Here is a 20,179-nt window from a genome sequence, read left to right on the forward strand (position 1 = left end):
TGGTATGACATCTGTGTTTGAGTCAACTTTAACGCCTGCTTGTTTAAAAATTCTTTTAGTAGAAGATTGTGCCGAAGATGCAGAACTCATTCAAGGACTGCTGTCTGAACCCCAACTAAGACAATCAATTGATGTCACCAATGTAGTCCGCCTCCGGGAAGCGATAGAAATTTTAAGCGACAAAATTTTTGATGTAATTTTATTAGATATTTCACTTCCTGACAGCCTAAAATTTAATACTTTTTTGCGCCTTCAAGATTGCGGTATAAATACTCCGATCGTCATTCTTACAGCCGCAGATGACGAACAACTGGCTGTCGAGTTAATTGCCGCCGGCGCCCAAGATTATCTGGTGAAAAGACAGGTAGACAGCCGGCTGCTGGTGCGGACGCTCAGGTGCGCGATCGCCCGCCAGAAACGGCAAGCAGAATGGCAAAAAAGTCAAGAAAAATACCAGCAGGTTGTTGGCAATATCAAAGAAGTCGTTTTTGAAACAAATACTGCTGGCAATTGGACTTTTCTGAATCCGGCTTGGACGGAAATTACCGGATTTACCGTTGATGAAAGCTTAGGGACTTCCTGTTTGAGTTACATTCATTCTGAGGATCAATACCAATATTTAAATTCGTTTAGAGGTCAGAGACCAAATCAAGAAACATCCTGTTGTTACCAAAGTCGATATATTACCAAAAATGGGGAAATTCGGTGGGTAGAAGTGCAAGAATTTTTTATTTTTGGCTGGAACGGCGCGGCGCTGGGGACAACAGGAACTATCAATGATATTACCGATAAAATTTTAGCAGTTTCCGAACTTGAAGCTAGTAAAATGTTTTTGAATTATACAATCGATACAGTTGCAGACCCACTTTTTGTCAAGGATGAACAGCACCGCTGGATACTGTTAAATGATGCTTTTTGCAAGCTGATCGGGAAGCAGCGCGAGGAACTGCTGGGCAAATCGGATTACGATTTTTTTCCCCAACAAGAAGCTGAGATTTTTTGGCATACTGACCAACAAGTGTTTAGGACGGGGAAAGAAAACGAAACCGAGGAAATATTTACAGACAGCAGCGGTGCAAAGCACATTCTGTCTACTAAAAAAACTGTCTTTGAAAATATCGACGGCAGTAAAATTCTCGTCGGGATAATTCGAGATATCACTGAGGATAGGCGCAAACAATTAGCGCAGCAAGAAAGCGAAGCTAGACTTCGGCAACTTGCTGCCAATTTACCGGGAATAATTTATCAATTTCGTCTCTCAATCGACGGCCAAAGAAGTTTCCCTTATATTTCTTCTGGCAGTCGCTATTTATTTGAATTGGAACCAGACAATATTCAGCATAATCCTCAACTCCTTTTTAGTTTTATTCATCCAGATGATCGTCAAAAATTTGAAGAATCTATTGCTGTCTCTGCGGCAAATATGCAGCCCTGGCAGCAGGAATGGCGCGCGATTGTACCGTCGGGGAAACTTAAGTGGATGCAAGGGGTTTCGAGACCGGAACGAGTTAATTGTCCGACGGAAATAGAACAGGAAGGGGATATAGTTTGGGAAGGCATGGTGCTGGATATTACTGATTTAAAACAGGCAGAAGCCGCTTTGCGGGAGAGCGAAGCCAGATTTCGATCGCTCGTTGAGAATATCCCAGGCGCTATTTGCCGCAGCTTGTACGATGCTGAGTGGACGATGGTATTTATTAGCGATGAAATTGAGGTAATTAGTGGGTATCCTGCTGGGGATTTTATTGGCAACAACGGCTTGAGTTTGGCGAGCATTGTCCACGAGGCAGACAAGGAAATGGTCGATCGACAAATCAGCGCAGCAGTAGAGTCGAAACAGCCGTACAATCTAGAATACCGGATTGTTCGCGATGACGGGGCGGTGCGGTGGATGTCGGAAAGAGGTAGGCCAACTTACAATCTAGAAGGGCTAGTTTTGTGGCTCGACAGAGCGATTTTTGACATTACCGATCGCAAACAAGCCGAACTGACTCTGTGCCTGGTAACTCAAGCTGTAGACAGCGCTAGTGATGCGATCGCGATCGCAGATTTGGACGGTTATTCCGTTTATCACAATCAAGCATTTATTCAGCGCTACGGCTATACAGTTGATGAACTAAATAATGCCGGAGGCCCAGCAGTAATGTACCCCAAATCTCAAGATTTGAGAAAGTTATTTAGGGTGCTGCGGAAAGGTTTTTCCTGGGCAAGTGAAATAGAAATCAAAAGTAAAAATGGCGATATTATAGAAACTTTCTTGCGAGCTGACTGCATTAAAGATAGCGCTAGTCAGCCGATAGGAATGATAGCCATAATTGCCGATCTCACAGAAATAAAACGCACTGAATCAGCATTAAAACTCAGTCAAGAGCGATTGCAATTGGCAGTTTCAGGCAGCTCTTTGGGGCTGTGGGATTGGAATATAGCTACTGGTGAAACTTATTTCGACTTTTATTGGAAATCAATGCTAGGCTACGCAGAAACCGAAATTGAAAACAAACTCAAAGGTTGGGAAAGCTTGCTGCACCCTGAAGACCGAGTGAAGGTAATGGAATCTTTAAATTCCTATTTGGAAGGTGAGACTGATATCTATGAATTTGAATTTCGGATGCTCAACAAAGCGGGCAATTGGCAGTGGATTCTGGCGATGGGCAAGGTAGTCGAGTACGACGAATGGGGTGCGCCGTTGCGGATAACAGGCACTCACAAAGATATCAGTGTCCGCGTTGCAGCAGAAGCCGAAAAAACTCAGTTGATCGCATCTTTGCAACAACTTGCCGAACAGTTGCAAGCAGCGCAAAAAATAGCCCGCATCGGCAATTGGGAATTCGATATTGAGGCAGGAATTATTACTTGGTCGGAAGAACTATTTCGAGTTTACGGTAGAGAATTGAATCAGCCGCCGACAATGGAAGAACTTTTAGAGCAAATTCATTCCGATGACAAAGAAAATTTTACACAAGTTGTGCAAAACGCAGTGACTGAAGGGACAGCTTACGACATCGACCACCGCATCTGTTTTCCATCAGGAGAAATTAGGCACGTTAACGCTAAAGGAAAAGCTGTTAAAAATGAGTTGGGTCAGGTGGTGCGGCTGTGTGGCACGGCAATGGATATTAGCCATCGCAAAAAAGCAGAAATTGCTTTACAAGAAAGCGAACAGCGATTTCGAGCTGTATTTGAACAAGCGGCGATTGGCATTGTTAAAGTGTGGCGCGACGGTCAATTTTTGAATGCAAATCAAGGCTTTTGCAATATTGTGGGATACTCAGAATTGGAGCTGAAAGCGCGAAATGTTGGGGATATTTCTCACCCCGAAGATGTAGCAGCAGATGTCGAGTCGCGCGACAGACTGTTAGCTGGGCAAATTTTTAATTATTCCATTGAGAAACGCTTTATTCGCAAAGACGGTTCATTTGTTTGGACTAATATGACTGTATCTTTAGTGCGGGATGAGTTTGGGGAACCTAGCTATGTAATTGCTGTGATTGAAGATATTAGCGCTCGCAAACTTGCCGAGGCTATCTTGCGCCAGCAATTAAAGCGAGAACGCCTGGTGGTAAAAATGCTGGAACGCATTCGCTCTTCTCTCAATTTAGAAGAAATTTTGACAAAAACTGTTGCTGAAGTACGGCAGTTTTTGCAAACAGATCGGACAGTTATTTATCGCTTTAATCCCGATTGGAGCGGTTTTATAACGGTCGAGTCGGTGGGCAAAAATTGGCAGTCGATTCAGGGAATAACTATTAAAGATTCCTGCTTGCAAGACAGCTATGCTTCTGCTTACGAACACGGTCGCCCTCTAGCTGTCGATGATATTTACAAAGCAGGTCTTTCCCAGTGCTACATTAATTTATTAAGTCAATTTCAGGTGCGAGCTAATTTGGTAGTGCCGATTTTGCAAGGCGAGAAGTTGTGGGGGCTATTGATTGCTCACGAGTGCGCGGGCAGCCGTCACTGGCAGGAAATTGAGGTCGAGTGTCTCAAACAAATTAGCGTGCAGTTGGCGATCGCGATCCAGCAATCAATGCTGTTTGAGCAAGCACAAAGTGAAATTGCCGATCGCAAACAAGCCGAGTCAGCTTTGCAGGAATCGGAAGCGCGAGAACGTTCAAAAGCGCTAGAGTTAGAAGCAGCTATTAACAAACTCCGAACGACTCAAGCTCAGCTCGTTCAAAATGAAAAAATGGTGAGCTTGGGCCAGTTAGTTGCTGGTGTTGCTCACGAAATTAATAACCCTGTTAGCTTTATTCACGGCAATCTCAATCCTGCTCGCAATTACACTTTAGATTTGCTGGAAGTGATTAAAGTTTACCAGCATTACTGTCCTCATCCTCCAGCCCAAGTCTTGGAGAAGATTAATGAAATAGACTTGGATTATATTGCTGAGGATTTCCCGAGATTGTTTAATTCGATGCAAGTAGGAACCGAGCGAATTGTCGAGATTGTGAAATCGTTGCGTAACTTTTCCCGATTGGACGAATCTGCTGGGAAGTTGGTCAACATTCACGAGGGAATTGATAGCACTTTGATGATTTTGCAAAATCGGTTAAAATCTCATAGCAGTCATGGAGAAATTAACATAGTTAAAGATTACCAACTATTGCCACAAATTGAATGTTTTCCTGGCGAGTTGAATCAGGTATTTATGAATATTTTAATTAATGCGATCGATGCTTTGGAAGAACGGGACAAGCAGCGTCCGATCGAGGAGCGCGATCGACATCCCAGCACGATCGCTATTCGCAGTTATCAGGCTGCTGCTGGCTTCGTAGCGGTATCGATTGCGGACAACGGGCGGGGGATACCGGAGTCGGTGCGATCGAGGCTGTTTGACCCGTTTTTCACGACTAAACCTGTGGGCAAGGGCACGGGTTTGGGACTGTCGATTTCTCACTCGATTATCGTCGATCGCCACGGCGGCAGATTGAGCTGTATTTCGACACCGGGAGAGGGCGCGGAGTTTTTGATTGAAATTCCAGTGCGGCCGAATTTAGCTGGTACGAACTCAAATTTGGGGCAATAAATTAGGAATTTGTAATTAGGTTTTGCTGAATAAGTGATCGCAGATCACTAGCAAGAGCGATCGATATATTCAAGCTCGATTAAAAATCAGCTTTTCCTGAGTTAATCCACTCCAATTATAATGGGAAATTATCATCAATCCCAAAACAGGTGTTCTTTTTCCAAATAGACATAAAAACACACAAAAAACCCGGCGCCACCAGGAAGCATCGGTTCATTACCAAAAAAGTAATTGCAATAACTGTACCAGATGTATAATCAAGTTTTGCTATTACTCGATTGATACCGAATCTTCGTTTCCGCAACCCCCAAACTTTCCCTCTATCGCATTTCTAATTCTTTCATCATATGCGGCTTGCTTCTTTTTTGATTTACTGACATTTGCTGGCGGTCTTCCTAGGGGCGGCTCACTGATTCTAATTATAATAAGCTTCTACTTGTGCTTTTAAGTCCCCTGAAATGAAAAAATATGAAGAGTTTAGTAGAAAAAGCTATTGAATTAAAAAACGACTCAGAATCGGACGAAAAAGACCGATTTTGGTGTGTGTTCGATCGCGATAGAAACGATAAAAATCCTCACGAAGCCCAAATTTTTAATGCAGCTATAACTCTTGCCAAAACTAACGGCTTTAAAGTAGCTTACTCCAATGATGCTTTTGAACTTTGGTATTTACTACACTTCCATTTTTATAATACTGGAATTTCTCGCAAAGATTATCAAAATATGTTGACGAAGTTACTGGGACACAAGTATGAGAAAAACAGTGAGACAATTTATGAGGAACTAAAAGACAGACACCAGGATGAAATTAAACACGCAAAACGGCTTTTAATTGAATACGATCGCCCCAATCCTGAAACTGACTATCCTTCAACAACAGTACATTTGCCAGTCGAAGAACTTAACAGTTTTATTCCTGATTGATGAGGAATTTTGGCAGTACATACATCTGATTATCAAAAGACCTCCGAAACTCGCTTTCTTCGTATATTTCTCGTTCCTTGCAAAACTAACTCATAGAAACGGGGTTTTTAGCCCCCCCATGCGATCGCCCTGCAACTTTCACGGCAATAACGAGAGTAAAAACTTATATCTATGAAACGGAGAACAGCGGAAATAAATAATCTGATAACCGTTTTGTTTTATTGGTTGATTTAGACTCACATCTAAGGGATGTTGACCGATATCTCCGTTAGAATCTGTGGTGATAATTGTGACATCAATACCTCGGGAAGCGAGGGCCCCAGAAAGTCCGAGTACCATTTGACTCGGCCCGCCGTAGACGAGGGAAATTGAGGAGATAATTTGGAGAATCCGCAGGGGGGATAGTTATTTAAATCAACATACCAACATCTCCCATGACAAATTTAATTATCTGCAAAAGGTTGCCCGTCTAGCTGTTCAGCTTCCTCTCTCTTTGTTGCTGTAATTTGGGTATTGTGAGCCATTGTCTTGGAAAATTCATACATTTCACTGGCTTTTGCTTCCGCAGCTTTCACAATTTCAAGGATTTCCAGTAGGAGGCTTTCATCTGGTAATTGTTTCATGGCAATGCTTCTAATCTCTCAACTACTTTGTCAATCATAATTCTCGATTCAGGAGCCATATGTAGCAAGGCTGCTAAATAATCTCCTGCTTTTTGAACATCTTCATCGGGCACACCATCCAGCAATATATTGCCCACAATGTGCTCTGCTTGTAAGCGAACACCTGATACGCAGAATTGAAAATTACTGATCGAAGAAAAGTATTGCATCAGTATTTCATTCTGGGGAAAAAGAGACATGGCTCTTCTAAGTGCAAAAAGTCCCAGCGTTGCTTGGCGCTCACTATCGTCTAGTACCTGGTAGAGTTCGTTAACCAAAGAGCGTATGTCGGGAGGAATAGACATTTACCACAGTTTTTATTTAACACTTGCATTATAGCTAAAAGTTACAACAATTCTTTGTAGAATTCCAATAACTGCTCAGCTAAAGCTTTATTTGTATAATTACTCATCGCTCTATGATAACCCCGATCGCCCAAATCTGCTGCCAACTCCTGCCACTCCATCAATTTCTGCAAACACTCTCGCAAAACCCCTGCATTTCCTTCTGGGAATAATAACCCCGCATCGCCGATGACGTGGGGAATTTCCCCGCAGTCGGAACCAATAACCGGAATGTGACAGGCCATCGCTTCAATTAAAACATGACCGAATTGTTCTTTCCAGCCCACAGCGGTAAAAGTTTTGAATTTATAGCTGGTTTGCGATGGCAATACCAAACAGTTCATTAAGTTAATGTAGGGGGGGATTTCTTCGTGAGAAACGCTTTCTACCCAGATTATGCGGTCGCTGATTCCCCATTCAATACATTTTTCTGCGAGGTGCGCCCGCAATTTTCCTTGTCCTACTAACAGCCACTTCCAAGAGTTTTTTTTCAACCCTGCCAAGGCTTCAGCTAAAGTTAACAATCCTTTTTCTTCAACAAATCGCCCTACAAATCCTACCACAAAATCAGTCGGTTCAATACCGAACCTGCGCGATAAATCAGTGTCTTTACCAGTGCGACGAAACAAAGTTTCATCTACTCCGAGTTGTGGCATTACTTTTACCGCACCTTGATAGCCCCGCTGCCGCAAAATTTTAGCTCCATCTAGGTTGCCTGCAATAATTCCGTCGGTGTGCTGAAGATTGTAATTTTCTAAGACTGAAATTGGCCAATTCAATTGATAAGGCAGGTTCCACCAGGTAAATAATATATTTTTTGCTTGCAATCTTAGCAGTTTATTTAGTAAGATTAACTGAGCACAAGCGATAGATTTTGAACCTTGCTCAACTTGAATTATCTGCGGTCTAAAGTTTTGCAAAACTTTAATTAAATCAATGCCAAAGCTTAGCAATCCTTGATTGTTTTGACTCAAGTTGGAGACTGGAACTACTTTAAATGAGCCTTTTTGATAAAATGGCGTTTCTATAATTTTATTTTGTACGCCTCCCGGTTTCCAACGCTGAGGCACTACAACTGTTACTTCAATATCGGGTTCTAGGTTGGCTAATATCTTGAATTTTTCCCGATTTATGTCCACAATATAGGTGTGACTAGCCACGAGAATTCTCATTTATTGGGAAGGGCGAAGGGGAATAGGTAATTATTGAGCGTTAATCTTGTCTTGATGGCTGTAAATTTGTCCATCATTCCACAGAGATTGAATTAGTGTATTTATAGCACTGAGAAAACCCAGGATATAAAAAGCAAATCTCGTTATGATTTTAATGGGGGAGGCGCTTTTATAGCAAGGCGGATTTCCCAAAACGTGGCAGTCAAATAGTTTCGCAAAAAACCGCAGGCATTGAAAGGCTGTTAAATTTTTCAATCCCATTAGAAAGTGATTGTGATAAAATGTGACTTGATATTCGATCGATCGCGTACTGACATCGTGACATCCGCCGCTCTCTTCCCCTAAGTGAACTAAACACGCATTAGGATCGTACCAAATTTTCATGCCAGTCGATCGCAATCTCAAACAAAAATCCGACTCCTCCCGCACCGCACTCCCTGCAAACCGCTCGTCAAACCTCAGCCCGCATTCGGCAAATACCTGCCTGCGAAATGACATATTACAGCCCCTAGCTGAGAGCACCTGCTGCGGTTTTACTGTATGTACCAAATCGATAAAATACCAGGCAATGCCCGCATCCATCGCTTCTGAGGGCAAATATTCGATCGCCAAATCGCCTCCAGAAAAATCCAATTTCATTCTGTCAAAAACCCTGCCCGCCACACATCCCACATCAGGTTTTTCTAAATAGTTGTCAGCGTGAGCCGCCAAAAAACCATCTGGCAATTGTACATCATCATCAATAAATAAAATAATCTCTCCAACTGCGCGTCGCACTGCATAATTTCGAGCACCAGGCAAACTCGCCCAATCTACTCTAAACCAGCGAATTTTGCCAGCATTTGCCAATTCCTCTAAATAAACTTGAGTTTCTGATTCATGGGTGCGAGTTTGATCAATTACCAGCACTTCAAAATTCGGGTAATTTTGCCGAATCGCATCAGCCAATGTCTCTCGCAGAGGTTGCTCGCGGTTGTAGGTAGGTATCACAACAGAAATCATCATGTGCAGTTGCCACTTTCCTTATTTCTCTACACGCCAAAGCCAAACATCGCCCGGCTGGTAAATTGGTGTGATTTTATATTTTTGCACTTTTTCTAGTTCAAATTGTAATGCTTCTGTAGCTCGGTATAAAAATACATCGCTAAAACCGTCAGGAATTTTGACTTGTTTGGGTTTTACTGCCAGTAAAAGCTGTACTTGTGGATTCAGCAGATAGCTGACAGACAGTATTTTTCCTGTGATGTTGTTGCCTCCGTGAGTGATTACTAAAGGTTTTTTCGCTTGATTGACAATCGCGGCTAGTTGCGGATTATATTTAGTGCTAGAAGGATACTTGTTCCACCAAAGTTGTGACTGTGAGCTGACGGCACCAGAAACTATTCCACTCGATATTAGCGCTATTAAACCGAGCTGCCACAGTTTTTGTTGGCGGGGATTGGTGGCGGCTGCAATTTTAGCAGTGAATAGATAGGCAACAGCTATCTGGATTGCTAAAATATAGGGAACCAGATAGCGATCTGCAATGCCTCCCACTGCTATCAATACTATCGCTGTAATTCCGATCGCTGTCAATAGAAACAGCCCAACTCGTTTGGGAGTTGAGCGGCAGAGCGAGTATATTGAATGTGCGATCGCTAACAGCAATACGGCGGCTACAATCAGTCTGATTAAATCTGTAGTCATATTTCTAGAGCCAGATTTGATGATTCCGCCTGCCCAATGCGTGTCGATAAACATTCGGCAGGTGATGAGAGTTAAAGGTTTAAGTGAAGACATCAAAGGCATGAAAAAGCGGGGAAAGCCTACGGTTGCCTGAATTTTTTCAGAGTTATAAACTAATATCCAAATCCAAGGAGCAAAAATCATTATTGCTGCCGCTGAAGCTAGTAAATAAGCAATTAATGTTTTGCTAAAACGCCAATTTTCTGTGATAATTACATAGATGCCGTGGGCGAATACTACTAAAAAAAATAATAAACTACAATAGAGTCCGAAAGTCAGGGCGATCGCATAAATAAACCAAACAGCCTTGCTCAATTTAGATGTGGCAGGAGAATTTTGTAGGGCGATCCTCTTCGAGGGCTTCGCTAACGCCCGCAGCAGAATTGCATTCGACAGCAAGACTAGGACTGCAAACATCATGTAGGGTCTTGCCTCTTGCGCGTACAAGACGTGAAAAGGTGAAACAGCAACGATTGTAACAGCCACCCATCCCACAGACGCAGAGCGAAATAATTCCCAGCACAGCCAATAAATGCTGGGAAAAACTAACAAACTAATCAAAGCTGAAAGACTTCTGACAGTCGCCACTTGCGGGCCGAACAACTGCACCCAAAACCTGGCTAAAATAAAATACAGCGGCGATAGTTGAGGTTCTTCTGTAGCTAAACCTTTAACAGTATCGAACCAACCTTTTTCGGGATTTATCTGCTGGTATTTCCGCTGCAAATCTGCGACGCTAATTGTTTTGCCTTGAAAATCTTGCTGCACCATTTCCGTCCAGGTGTAGCCAGAAATTCGCAGCGAGGTGATAGATTCGTCGAACGAGTAGACTTTTCGATCCAGATTAGTAAAGCGAAACCATATCCCCGTTATTAATATGACGACAATTAAAATTTTTAACGAAATTCGATGCAGCCGCCCATTTTGAATTGATTTGGTGTTCATACAATCAGAAATGGGGAAATGAAGAAAGAAGGATTGAGTTATTTAGGAGAGAGGGAATAAAAATGAGGTAATAAAGAATGAGAAATGGGTTTAAATATCCCCTATATTTTTAGAGAGGGTTCTTCCTTCTTCCTTCTTCCTTCTTCCTTCTTCCTTCTTCCTTCTTCCTTCTTCCTTCTTCCTTCTTCCTTCAGATTAATGCCCCATTTCCATCAGATAGCTATGTGTTGCTGAACGGCTAAAACTAAATTTTCAGTCCAGAAATTAGCCAATTCGGCGCTGGCAGCTTCCACCATAACTCGGATTAGCGGTTCAGTGCCAGAAGCGCGAACCAAAACCCGTCCCTGTTCGCCCATTGCTGTTGTAGCACGATCGATCGCACTTTGCATTGCCTCGCACTCCTGCCATTTCAGGCGTTTTTCGCGATCCTCAACCCGAATATTTCGCAGCAACTGCGGATAAGTTTGGAAACTGCCACTTACCAATTGTGCTAAAGATTGCCCGGACTGGCGCACCAGCGAAGCCAAATGCAAAGCTGTCAGCAAACCGTCGCCGCTGACACCGTAATGCGGACAAAGAATGTGTCCCGACTGTTCGCCGCCCAACATCGCACCAGTGCGCTGCATTTCAGCGTGAACGTACTGATCTCCGACGTTGGTTCTAGTTAGTTTGCCGCCCAATTCTTCCCAAGCTCGCTCGAAGCCGAGGTTAGCCATTACAGTAGAAATAATTAAATTGGATGGTAACTGTTCGGAGTCGCGCAACTGCCGGCCCCACAGATAAAGAATGTAATCGCCGTCAATCGTTCGACCTTGGTTGTCAACACACAAAACTCGATCGGCATCCCCGTCAAAAGCAAATCCCAAATCGGCATTGTGTTCCAAAACCGCCGCTTGCAAACTGTCGAGATGAGTAGAACCGCAGTTAACATTAATGCGAGATCCATCAGGAGAGTCGTGCAAACAGATCACATCCGCCCCCATTTGCGCGAACACCGCCGGCGCCAAACCCGCGGCCGCCCCCCAAGCCAAATCCAAAACTATCCGCATTCCCTCCAAATTCATCTGTTGCAGCGAATCACAGAGGGAAGTGGCATAATCTTTAACCAACTCAGACCGATGGTAGTGGTGTCCCCAAGCCAAGCTAGCAACCGGAACCTTTGCCCCCCGGATTCCCGCTTCGATTTGTTCCTGCAATTGCTGCGACAGCTTTGAGCCGTTTGAGCCGAAAAATTTAATGCCGTTGTCTTCTGGGGGATTGTGAGAAGCCGAAATCATCACTCCGCCGACCGACTCCGAAACGCTTGCCAGATAAGCAACGCAGGGAGTGGGACACAATCCCAAATTCCACACTTCTAAACCGGCGGCCGTCAAACCCGCTGACAGTGCCATTGCCAGCATATCGCTGGAACTCCTGCTGTCTTGCCCCAAAATCACAGGCCCCTGGTTAGGGGAATGTTGCCGTAGAACTTGTCCAGCCCAGAAGCCTACTTGTAGGGCTAGGGGTGCATTCAGCAATTCTCCAACTTTCCCGCGAATGCCGTCTGTGCCGAAGAGTTTGGTATTGGGCAGGGGGAGGCTATCTCCCAGCAGAATCGTATCGCGTTTGACTGGCTGTACCGAGTTAGCAGCCGGAAACTCGCTGCCACGAGGGCGCGAAGGTGTCTGAACCATATTCACTCCTTTAGGAATATTCACACTCACACTTTGGGTTCATGTTACAACTGAAAGTCTTTATTTTCAGCCTAAACTCCATTTATTTCGTCAATTGCTGAGGCAACTTGCTCAGACAACCTACGCACAAAGCTTAACTTCATCGGAAAAATTTGTATTGTATCCAAGGGAAAAACTTTTAGTCCCGGGCGCGCCCACGCCACGAAACCCGGTTTATTTCTGTCTCCAGGCGTGACGCTGCTGCGGTTTGAGCCGATCAGCAACTGCGGGTATAGAAGGTTAATGCTGTATTGCCGTATATTTTATGGCGGCAAATTTCTAGACCGGAAATCGGTTGTGTCGATCGCTCCGGGCTGTGTTCGATCGCGATTTCGCCGTTTGGTGCTAGCATTTCTTGGCTGGCGATCGTGTTTAACACAGGTTCGTACAAGTCGCTGGCATAGGGCGGATCGAAGTAAATGCGATCGAACTGCTGCCCCGCTAGTGCCGCCAATTTCGCCGTCGCGTTTCCCCGCAGTATTTGGAATGTTTGGGACGAGTCTGCTACTTGCTCCCAGTTTTCGCGGATAATCGCACAAGCTTTCGCCGACTGTTCGATGCCAGTGACACTCGCGGCTTGCCGACACAAAGCTTCTGCACCCATCGAACCGCTGCCGGTACAAATGTCAAGCCATCTGCAATTTGCGATCGTCCCTTGCCAAATATTAAATAAAGCTTCTCTGACTCGCGAAGGTGTAGGGCGAGTTGCGAGTCCCGGCAGGGTTTTGATTTGGCGATTGCCACAGATTCTTAAACTCATTTAGGAAGAAGGAAGAAGGAAGAAGGAAGAAGGAAGAAGGAAGAAAGAAGAGGCAAGAAGGAAGAAGAAAGAAGGAATAAGGAATAAGAAAGAAGGAATAAGGAATAAGACTGTTAAAAATGTCAAACCCGGTTTCGGCAATCTACCGGGTTTTTTCTAAGATTCATGCCACCTAAGCAGGTACTTTTTCCCTCACCAGACTGACAAAATTTGACAGCATTTGCAACCCCGTAGTCGAAGACTTTTCCGGGTGAAATTGCACGGCCATCAAATTGTCTTTAGCTATAGCCGCCGTCACGTTTTGACTACCGTGAGTCACAATTGCCGATCGCACTTCCAAATCAACTGGATCGACATAATAAGAATGCACGAAATAAACCCAAGGATCAGACGGTAAATTTTGCCACAGCGGCAAATCCGGCTGAGTAAATTGCAATTGATTCCATCCCATGTGGGGAATTGTCAAACCCGGTTCCGAGCGAAATCGGCGCACTTTTCCCGCAATAACCCCCAATCCCGGTTCTACACCTTCTTCGGAACTTTCAAACAGAATTTGCAAACCCAAACAAATGCCTAAAAAAGGTTTTCCCGAGGCGATCGCACTTTTTATCGGTTCTATCAAATTGCGCGATCGTAAGTTCTGCATTGCCGGGTCAAACGAACCAACTCCCGGCAAAACCACCGCATCAGCCTGCTCGATTATAGCAGGAGAATCTGTAATTTTTGGCACTGCACCCACATTTTCCAAGCCTTTACAGACTGAGTGCAGATTGCCCATGTCATAGTCTACTACTGCAATGACAGACATTGACTTACTTGCCTTATATTATCAATATCAGTATTATTGCACAAATATGACGGCGAAAATCCTGCTAACCTCATTTGATACTTGGCTTCCCCATCAGAAATCCAACTCTTCGGACGACTTATTAGCCAAGATTTCCCAAATCAAATCTTTGCCTGATTCTCTGACTTTTTTGAGGAAACTGCCAGTAGATTTTCAGCTAGCACCTAATTTAGCGATCGCCCAAATCAACCAGATCCAACCCGACACTATTATCTGCTGCGGCATGGCCGAAAGTCGGCAAAAATTAACCGTAGAATCCTGCGCTTGCTGCGATAGCGACATTCTGAAAACAGCAGTTAATCTAGAACCGCTAGTCGCTGATTTAGCTGCAACCGAAATTAGTCACGAAGCCGGAAAATTTGTTTGTGAAGCCCTCTATTATGCAGTTTTAAAACACCTTGCAGATTCTCAACTTAGCACCAAATGTATTTTCGTACACGTACCAATTTTGACAGAAGAAAATGCCGACAAAATTGTCGCCGATTTTTTATTAATTTTAACTCGCCTCCCTTAACAACCGACAACTGACAACTGACAACTAACAACTAACAACTGACAACTGACAACTGACAACTGACAACTGCCAGTTGCCAACTGCCAAATCATTAGCCGCCGTAATTCCAACCGGTGCTTTCTAGCAGCAACGGATTGCCTTCTCGGTGGACGCCTGCAGCCAAAACTTCTCCCACATAAACCGTGTGATCCCCGTGTTCCACAGAACCGACAACTTTGCACTCGACGTAACCCAGAGAATCCGAGATAATCGGACAACCAGTTTCCGCGCCGGGATAAAATTCTACATCCTCAAATTTATTGCCAACGCGGCGCTGCTGTTTAAAGAATTTCTGGGCTAACTCTTTTTGCCCTGCTTCTAGGAAACTCAAAGCAAAGACACCGCTGGCTTTGATCATGCCGTGGGATTTGGAGTCTTGCTTAACGCAGTTGACAACTAAGGGAGGGGTAAAGGAAGATTGCATCACCCAGCTAGCGGTGAAACCGTTGACTTCCTCCCCGTCTTTGACACCGCAGATGTACAATCCGTGAGGGATTTTCCGCAAGATGGTCTTTTTAGCTTGTTCGTCTAGCACGGGCTTACCTGTTCGATCGATAATTCTACACCGCCCAGTTTACCAATGTCGCGCCCCCAAACCCAACTGTCTTAAGGGCGATCGCACCGGCCCGAATGCTGAGACTGCCAATATTGCTGTTTTGATACCCTTTTTTACTCTCGTAACCAAGGTCGTCTATAAAAGTACCTTGTATTTGTCAAACGGACAGCAATCTGTCAACGCGGACAAATAATTTGACATGGGAAAACAACCTGAAACTATTGATGTACAAAGCGTTGATAGTAGTGCGGATAAAAGGACTTGAACCTTCACTCCTTTCGGAACCAGAACCTAAATCTGGCGCGTCTGCCAATTTCGCCATATCCGCATTTTGACATTCAACTACTTTACCACACAACAGAGCGATCGGTCAATCGATTTTAGATTTTAGATTTTAGATTTTAGAATTGAAGGAAGCGACCCACTGATAAATCCGCAGGCTAATGACCCAATTGCTCGATCGCCCAACATCGAGAAACCCGGTCATTTTGGGACACCGGGTTCAATCATGAGTTATCGCCACAGCAATTTTCCGTATTTTTCACTGGTCACTTACTTTTGGCCGAGCGCCTTCCAGGTTGTTTCGTCCACCATGCCGTCAGCCGTCAAACCCTTAAATTTCTGAAAGTTCTTGACAGCCGTAGCAGTGCGAGCGCCAAAAATGCCGTCTATCGGGCCCGGATCGTAACCCTGTATTTCCAAACGCACCTGTAACGTCTTCACCTTGGAGCCAACAGCGCCTTTATTGAGAAGAGTTGGAGGATTGCCGGGAACAGCAGCATTGCTCAGAATTGGAGCATTGCTCTGCACAGTTTCAGGAGCCGGCGCCGGATCTGCTGCTAAAGCTGTCCAAGTTTCTTTGTCCACAATGCCGTCTGACTTCAAACCCTTAGACTGCTGAAAGGCACTGACAGCCGATGTAGTGCGAGAGCCATACGAACCGTCGATCGTCCCCACCTTGAAACTGTGCACCTGCAACCGTTGCTGTATGGCTGCAACTTCTGGCCCGTCAGCTCCCGCCGAGATAGTTTTTTCCTTTCTCACTGGCGGCTGCTCGCCCGCGTAAAAAGGCTTGTTAAACATATCTGCTTGGGACTTTCCTTCAGGCGATGCTGACGCACCAGGATCAGCGGGAGCCGTAAAGTCTCTGCGGTACTGTTCCTGCACAAATGGTTCGGAGTCAAAAGCAGCAGTTGCCTTTCGGGTTAAGCCTGGAGCGAGCAGAGCGATCAAGCTGAAAATCGTAACAGTAGTCACACGCATAAATTTCATCCTGTTAGTGAGGTTTGACAAGGTTTCGCTGTTTTCATGTTTCTAAATCTAATTGTATTACCCGGACTGCTTTCTGAGACATATAGCAAAAGGAAGAAGGAACAACGCCATTTCACTTGGCGATCGGGTAACAAGAAGTCAGAGGGAAGGGGTAATAGACCGCATTGGTTTGGGCCATTAAGAACGTCCTCAGCCTCTGGCGCGGTTGCCATAGCAATCCTCGCATCATTTGTGAATTTCTTACTCCCTCCCCGAACCCGCGGGGAGGGTTAGGGTAGGGTACAAAAATTACGACTCCTGCAAGGATTGCTATATATCTGCCCCGGTCTCTAGAATTTCGGCAATAGGGACACCAGCACTCAGAAGTTGCGAGTTGGAAGTTACGTCTTAGAAGTAGGGGCCGGTTCGCACTATTCCTAATAAACCCGGTTGATTCCGAGATGTTTCGTTACCAAAGCCCATATTTTCGTATAAACCACGTCTTTTAGCCTCAGTCTTATGGTACAAAACCTGTCGTCATTCACAAATCTTTACAGGCAGATTTTGTACAAAGTTGATCTATGAAAGGCAAAGTTTTTTCCTTTAATCCCTCCGTAATATCAACTCCGGTAGTATCGGAATTATTAAACGGAACTTGCCCCCTGCGGGGCAGGGCGGCTTCATTCTCAAATTTTAGCCTCGCTAAAATTTGAGAATGAAGCATAAGTATGTTTGGCGTTCACTCGTATTTTTGCGCTCGCTCGCAACTCGACAATATTTAATATTAAAATTAATCATTTGTCTCGTATCTCAACGGTTTCTGCGCTCGGATATTGTAATTATTTTTGGACAAGTAACTGTTAAATATAGCCTTTCTCAAAAAAATGAGGTATGATCTAACTGACTTGAACAAAGTGAAAAATATCGAACCCCAAAATGTCATGCAGCTCTAATTAAATGGATCGCTCACAGCAGTTGCTCCATCCACAGCATTCACTCGACTTACAGAATTCACTCGACTTACAACTATCAATGATTGTAGCGAGTATCACACATTACTAAAAATGAAAGTTTATTCTATTGATTGTAGACAAAAGATTCTGGATTTGTACTATAATTAACCACCCTCACAAAAAGCAATAGCTAACCGTTTTTATGTAGCGCTGAATACTGCAAAACCATATTCGGGCAATTTTTAACTTTGTACATCACTATAATTTTTGCATAACAAAACGATATCATTACTGTGCATGACTACCCCCATTCAGGCTCCCTAGTATAGGTAAAATGTATTTACAATGTCAATACGTTATTCACAAAAAACTATCGTTTTCAAACTACTGCCCAATCCTCAATTGTAAACGCCTCACCAACAAATTTTAACTGTGTTCGCCACTAACCGTTCCATCCTCTGCGCCCTCTGTGCTCTCTGCGGTTTGTTCAATCTTTCTTGCATTAAGCTCAATCTTTTTCTGCTGACGTTCCGAGGCAGCTTTTTGCAGCATTTTCAACTTTTCTGGCTCAGCATTCGATCGCCAAAACAACTTATGATCCTTAATTTTAACGCAATTTTCCTCCAAACACTTCACCCATTCCCGATGTTTTTTAACTGCGCCACCATCGAGAATCCCTAACTTTTCTTGTTGGCGGGTAAGTTTTACAAACTTCTCGTAATGGGGATAATTAGAACTAACAAAAGCTTCTTTTCTAACTAAAATTGGTGGATTATACAAATCAGAATAGTCTTGATAGCTGACAGAAAGGTCGCGCAAATGTATGTGCATAGCCGTGTGGAGGGCTGGATGCGGGTTAGTGTCAAAATCGGGATAAAATAAATAGGAAATTTGAGGTTTGCGAGCGTAAAATTTGATGATTGTCGCGCCGTCAAGCCTGCCAATTGTGCGGTTGGCGCAGCCTTCGTAGAGCCTGAGCAAAGGGTCTAGTTCTTCTAATGCAGAGACGTGAACTGAAAGGGAACCGGGCTGTTTGTAGCCGATCGCACTATCTTCGCAGCAATCCGCAACAATATCAGGTTTGCTCAGACTGTATAGCATTAAATCTGCCAAAGTGCAAGCTTTTTGATAATTGTCAAACAAACCTTTGATGTCGTTGCGGATTTGAGCCGGGAGTCGGCGCATTGAAGGTCGATCGCCCAAACCGTTGAGAGCGAGATATACTAGCAAATCCTGGCGGCGCTTGTCGGCGATTGTCTCCCAATCATCCGCATCCGTTGCTTGCAAAATCACCCTCCAAGCGCGATTAAAACTGTGGAATTCCCCCTTAATTACCGATTCTTCAGCTAATTCGCCTTTAACAGGAAGGCGGCCCCGATCGCTCACAAAAGCCATCAAAGGAGCCAACATTTCCGCATAATCCTCAAACCGCTTAACTTGCGATCGCACTCTGGGAGTCGATAAGTGCGATCGAAACCGAGAAGCACGAAAACCTTCACCCTCCGCAGCATCCCGAAACACAAAATAAATCCCCAAAGCCACAGGAATTGCATCAACACTCAAAACTTGGTCAATATAAACCTTCAACTCTTCTTGTTCGTAATACTTCTGAAAAGTATTCCGAGAAGTAATCACCCCATCCCCATAAGCAATTTGACCTCGATCGCTATCATCAATCAAAACCTGAGCCGCTACAACTAATAAACTCTTAGTTAATTCCCAAGCATTCAGCAAAGCTTCTCGGCGTTCCGCCAAAGATTCAATTACATTAATCACATAACCAATATTCACAATATCAGCACAAATTCGCGGAGTATCCGGCTGATAGTATGGGTCCCAACCAGAAATAGCATAACCCTCTTGTGCAATATATTTAATATCCCCGCCGTAACCGCAACCGTAATCAAAAAAAGTCGCGCCGTCCCTCGCTAAATCAGCTTCTAAAACCAGACGCAGAGGTTTAGAAAGCGAATTGCGTACCATTGCAGCTTTGTGTCGCTCGATTTTAGGAATTGATAGCTCACTATTCTCCTGTTTCAAACGCTCGACAACAGTATGATCTTGGATTTCCACACCGCAATATCCCAAATATTTGAGCCAACCGTCGCGAGTTCCGATAACGCTAGTATTGTCAAGCAGCCCCCACTTTTCCTCGCAGCGAGTCAGCCTCGCAAACTTTTCGTAATGGGGATAATCTGCAGCTACAAAAGTTTCCTTGCGGTGCAAAACAGGGGGATTTTCGCTGTTGCTGTAATCGAAATATTTAACTTCCCCTGTTGCTAGATTAATCTGGATGCTGGTTTGCAAAGCAGGATGAGCATCTGTATCGAAATCAGGGTAAAAAAGATAAGATATTTTAGGTTGACGGAGTGAAACTTTAACTAAAGTTGCTTCATCAATATTTTCGAGAGTGCGTCTGGCACAATTTTCGTAAATTCCAAGGACAGGGTTGAGTGTCTGCAAAGCCGAAACGTGAACGTAAAAAGCCGTCGGTAATTTTTTTCCTACCTTGCTTTCCCGACAGCAGCGAGACACTTTTGCCACCAGATTGTCAACACATAAATTATTGCTTTCATCTGGCGGGTACGGCACAGCATTTACAGAATCTTGCTCAGAGATAGCCTCGTTTTCGTACACTAAAACTTCTTGAGCAAAAACCATCAAAGGCGTTAGCAGTTTTTCATCATTTTCTAATGAATCGCCATCTAAAACAGTGTTTGTACTGGTATCGTAATTCATAGCTAAATTA

General features: G+C 44.1%; 15 protein-coding genes, 1 tRNA gene and 1 pseudogene. 3 read left to right on the plus strand and 14 right to left on the minus strand.

Annotated features, from left to right (window positions below):
* Nucleotides 1-4 precede the first annotated feature (4 nt).
* Nucleotides 5-5,026 (plus strand): PAS domain S-box protein, encoded by a 5,022-nt coding sequence (locus QUA43_RS22500; RefSeq protein ID WP_333376650.1) that lies wholly within the window; start codon nt 5-7, stop codon nt 5,024-5,026.
* 69 nt (nt 5,027-5,095) lie between these two features.
* Here the strand turns inward: QUA43_RS22500 and QUA43_RS22505 are convergent.
* Nucleotides 5,096-5,446: pseudogene (locus QUA43_RS22505) on the minus strand (transposase); the annotation flags it as partial.
* Between the two features lie 48 nt (nt 5,447-5,494).
* On the opposite strand from QUA43_RS22505, the gene QUA43_RS22510 reads away from it, so the two are divergent.
* The gene (locus QUA43_RS22510) at nt 5,495-5,950 is read left to right on the plus strand and encodes an RloB family protein (protein ID WP_333376651.1); all 456 of its coding nucleotides are present in this window, start codon (nt 5,495-5,497) and stop codon (nt 5,948-5,950) included.
* Nucleotides 5,951-6,393: 443 nt separating this feature from the next.
* On the opposite strand, the gene QUA43_RS22515 is transcribed toward QUA43_RS22510, so the two are convergent.
* From QUA43_RS22515 to hisH, 8 genes are all read right to left on the minus strand, one after another.
* Nucleotides 6,394-6,573, minus strand: a complete 180-nt coding sequence (locus QUA43_RS22515; RefSeq protein WP_332977946.1) for a hypothetical protein — start codon at nt 6,571-6,573, stop codon at nt 6,394-6,396.
* A complete protein-coding gene (locus QUA43_RS22520) occupies nt 6,570-6,917 on the minus strand; it encodes a hypothetical protein (RefSeq protein ID WP_333376653.1) in 348 nt (115 codons plus the stop codon). Before QUA43_RS22520 ends, QUA43_RS22515 begins: the two co-directional genes overlap by 4 nt.
* Before the next feature lie 41 nt (nt 6,918-6,958).
* Entirely contained in the window at nt 6,959-8,128 is a 1,170-nt protein-coding gene (gene hpsO, locus QUA43_RS22525; RefSeq protein WP_333376654.1) for a hormogonium polysaccharide biosynthesis glycosyltransferase HpsO, read from the minus strand.
* 30 nt (nt 8,129-8,158) lie between these two features.
* Nucleotides 8,159-9,133 (minus strand): hormogonium polysaccharide biosynthesis glycosyltransferase HpsN, encoded by a 975-nt coding sequence (gene hpsN / locus QUA43_RS22530; RefSeq protein ID WP_333376656.1) that lies wholly within the window; start codon nt 9,131-9,133, stop codon nt 8,159-8,161.
* Nucleotides 9,134-9,151: 18 nt separating this feature from the next.
* Complete coding sequence (locus tag QUA43_RS22535) at nt 9,152-10,798, minus strand: glycosyltransferase family 39 protein (RefSeq protein ID WP_333376657.1); 1,647 nt, start codon at nt 10,796-10,798, stop codon at nt 9,152-9,154.
* A gap of 212 nt (nt 10,799-11,010) precedes the next feature.
* Nucleotides 11,011-12,471 carry a phosphoglucosamine mutase gene (glmM, locus tag QUA43_RS22540; RefSeq protein WP_333376709.1) on the minus strand — a complete coding sequence of 487 codons (1,461 nt, stop codon included), beginning with the start codon at nt 12,469-12,471 and terminating at the stop codon, nt 11,011-11,013.
* 256 nt (nt 12,472-12,727) lie between these two features.
* Nucleotides 12,728-13,270, minus strand: a complete 543-nt coding sequence (gene rsmD / locus QUA43_RS22545) for a 16S rRNA (guanine(966)-N(2))-methyltransferase RsmD (protein WP_333376659.1) — start codon at nt 13,268-13,270, stop codon at nt 12,728-12,730.
* Between the two features lie 172 nt (nt 13,271-13,442).
* A complete protein-coding gene (gene hisH, locus QUA43_RS22550) occupies nt 13,443-14,078 on the minus strand; it encodes an imidazole glycerol phosphate synthase subunit HisH (RefSeq protein ID WP_333376660.1) in 636 nt (211 codons plus the stop codon).
* Between the two features lie 46 nt (nt 14,079-14,124).
* Here hisH and QUA43_RS22555 point away from each other — a divergent pair, with 46 nt between their 5' ends.
* Complete coding sequence (locus QUA43_RS22555; RefSeq protein WP_333376662.1) at nt 14,125-14,631, plus strand: pyroglutamyl-peptidase I family protein; 507 nt, start codon at nt 14,125-14,127, stop codon at nt 14,629-14,631.
* A 91-nt stretch (nt 14,632-14,722) separates the two neighbouring features.
* Here the strand turns inward: QUA43_RS22555 and QUA43_RS22560 are convergent, their stop codons facing one another.
* The 5 genes from QUA43_RS22560 to QUA43_RS22580 form a co-directional block, all read right to left on the minus strand.
* Complete coding sequence (locus QUA43_RS22560) at nt 14,723-15,205, minus strand: flavin reductase family protein (protein ID WP_333376664.1); 483 nt, start codon at nt 15,203-15,205, stop codon at nt 14,723-14,725.
* 267 nt (nt 15,206-15,472) lie between these two features.
* Nucleotides 15,473-15,554, minus strand: a tRNA-Leu gene (locus tag QUA43_RS22565).
* Between the two features lie 224 nt (nt 15,555-15,778).
* Nucleotides 15,779-16,489, minus strand: a complete 711-nt coding sequence (locus QUA43_RS22570) for a peptidoglycan-binding protein (RefSeq protein WP_333376665.1) — start codon at nt 16,487-16,489, stop codon at nt 15,779-15,781.
* A gap of 529 nt (nt 16,490-17,018) precedes the next feature.
* Nucleotides 17,019-17,201, minus strand: a complete 183-nt coding sequence (locus QUA43_RS22575; RefSeq protein WP_333376667.1) for a hypothetical protein — start codon at nt 17,199-17,201, stop codon at nt 17,019-17,021.
* A 655-nt stretch (nt 17,202-17,856) separates the two neighbouring features.
* Nucleotides 17,857-20,169, minus strand: a complete 2,313-nt coding sequence (locus QUA43_RS22580) for a DNA phosphorothioation-associated putative methyltransferase (protein WP_333376669.1) — start codon at nt 20,167-20,169, stop codon at nt 17,857-17,859.
* Between the last annotated feature and the right edge of the window lie 10 nt (nt 20,170-20,179).

It is taken from the genome of Microcoleus sp. N9_B4 (assembly GCF_036701635.1).
Taxonomy (GTDB): domain Bacteria; phylum Cyanobacteriota; class Cyanobacteriia; order Cyanobacteriales; family Microcoleaceae; genus Microcoleus.

Bases quoted from the DNA above. Each gene is read 5' to 3' on its own strand.
- QUA43_RS22580 (WP_333376669.1), bottom strand. From the start codon at position 20,169: ATGAATTACGATACCAGTACAAACACTGTTTTAGATGGCGATTCATTA.
- hpsO (WP_333376654.1), bottom strand. From the start codon at position 8,128: ATGAGAATTCTCGTGGCTAGTCACACCTATATTGTGGACATAAATCGG.
- QUA43_RS22515 (WP_332977946.1), bottom strand. From the start codon at position 6,573: ATGAAACAATTACCAGATGAAAGCCTCCTACTGGAAATCCTTGAAATT.
- rsmD (WP_333376659.1), bottom strand. From the start codon at position 13,270: ATGAGTTTAAGAATCTGTGGCAATCGCCAAATCAAAACCCTGCCGGGA.
- QUA43_RS22555 (WP_333376662.1), top strand. From the start codon at position 14,125: ATGACGGCGAAAATCCTGCTAACCTCATTTGATACTTGGCTTCCCCAT.
- QUA43_RS22570 (WP_333376665.1), bottom strand. From the start codon at position 16,489: ATGCGTGTGACTACTGTTACGATTTTCAGCTTGATCGCTCTGCTCGCT.
- QUA43_RS22500 (WP_333376650.1), top strand. From the start codon at position 5: ATGACATCTGTGTTTGAGTCAACTTTAACGCCTGCTTGTTTAAAAATT.
- glmM (WP_333376709.1), bottom strand. From the start codon at position 12,471: ATGGTTCAGACACCTTCGCGCCCTCGTGGCAGCGAGTTTCCGGCTGCT.
- QUA43_RS22535 (WP_333376657.1), bottom strand. From the start codon at position 10,798: ATGAACACCAAATCAATTCAAAATGGGCGGCTGCATCGAATTTCGTTA.
- QUA43_RS22520 (WP_333376653.1), bottom strand. From the start codon at position 6,917: ATGTCTATTCCTCCCGACATACGCTCTTTGGTTAACGAACTCTACCAG.
- QUA43_RS22510 (WP_333376651.1), top strand. From the start codon at position 5,495: ATGAAGAGTTTAGTAGAAAAAGCTATTGAATTAAAAAACGACTCAGAA.
- hpsN (WP_333376656.1), bottom strand. From the start codon at position 9,133: ATGATGATTTCTGTTGTGATACCTACCTACAACCGCGAGCAACCTCTG.
- hisH (WP_333376660.1), bottom strand. From the start codon at position 14,078: ATGTCTGTCATTGCAGTAGTAGACTATGACATGGGCAATCTGCACTCA.
- QUA43_RS22575 (WP_333376667.1), bottom strand. From the start codon at position 17,201: ATGCTTCATTCTCAAATTTTAGCGAGGCTAAAATTTGAGAATGAAGCC.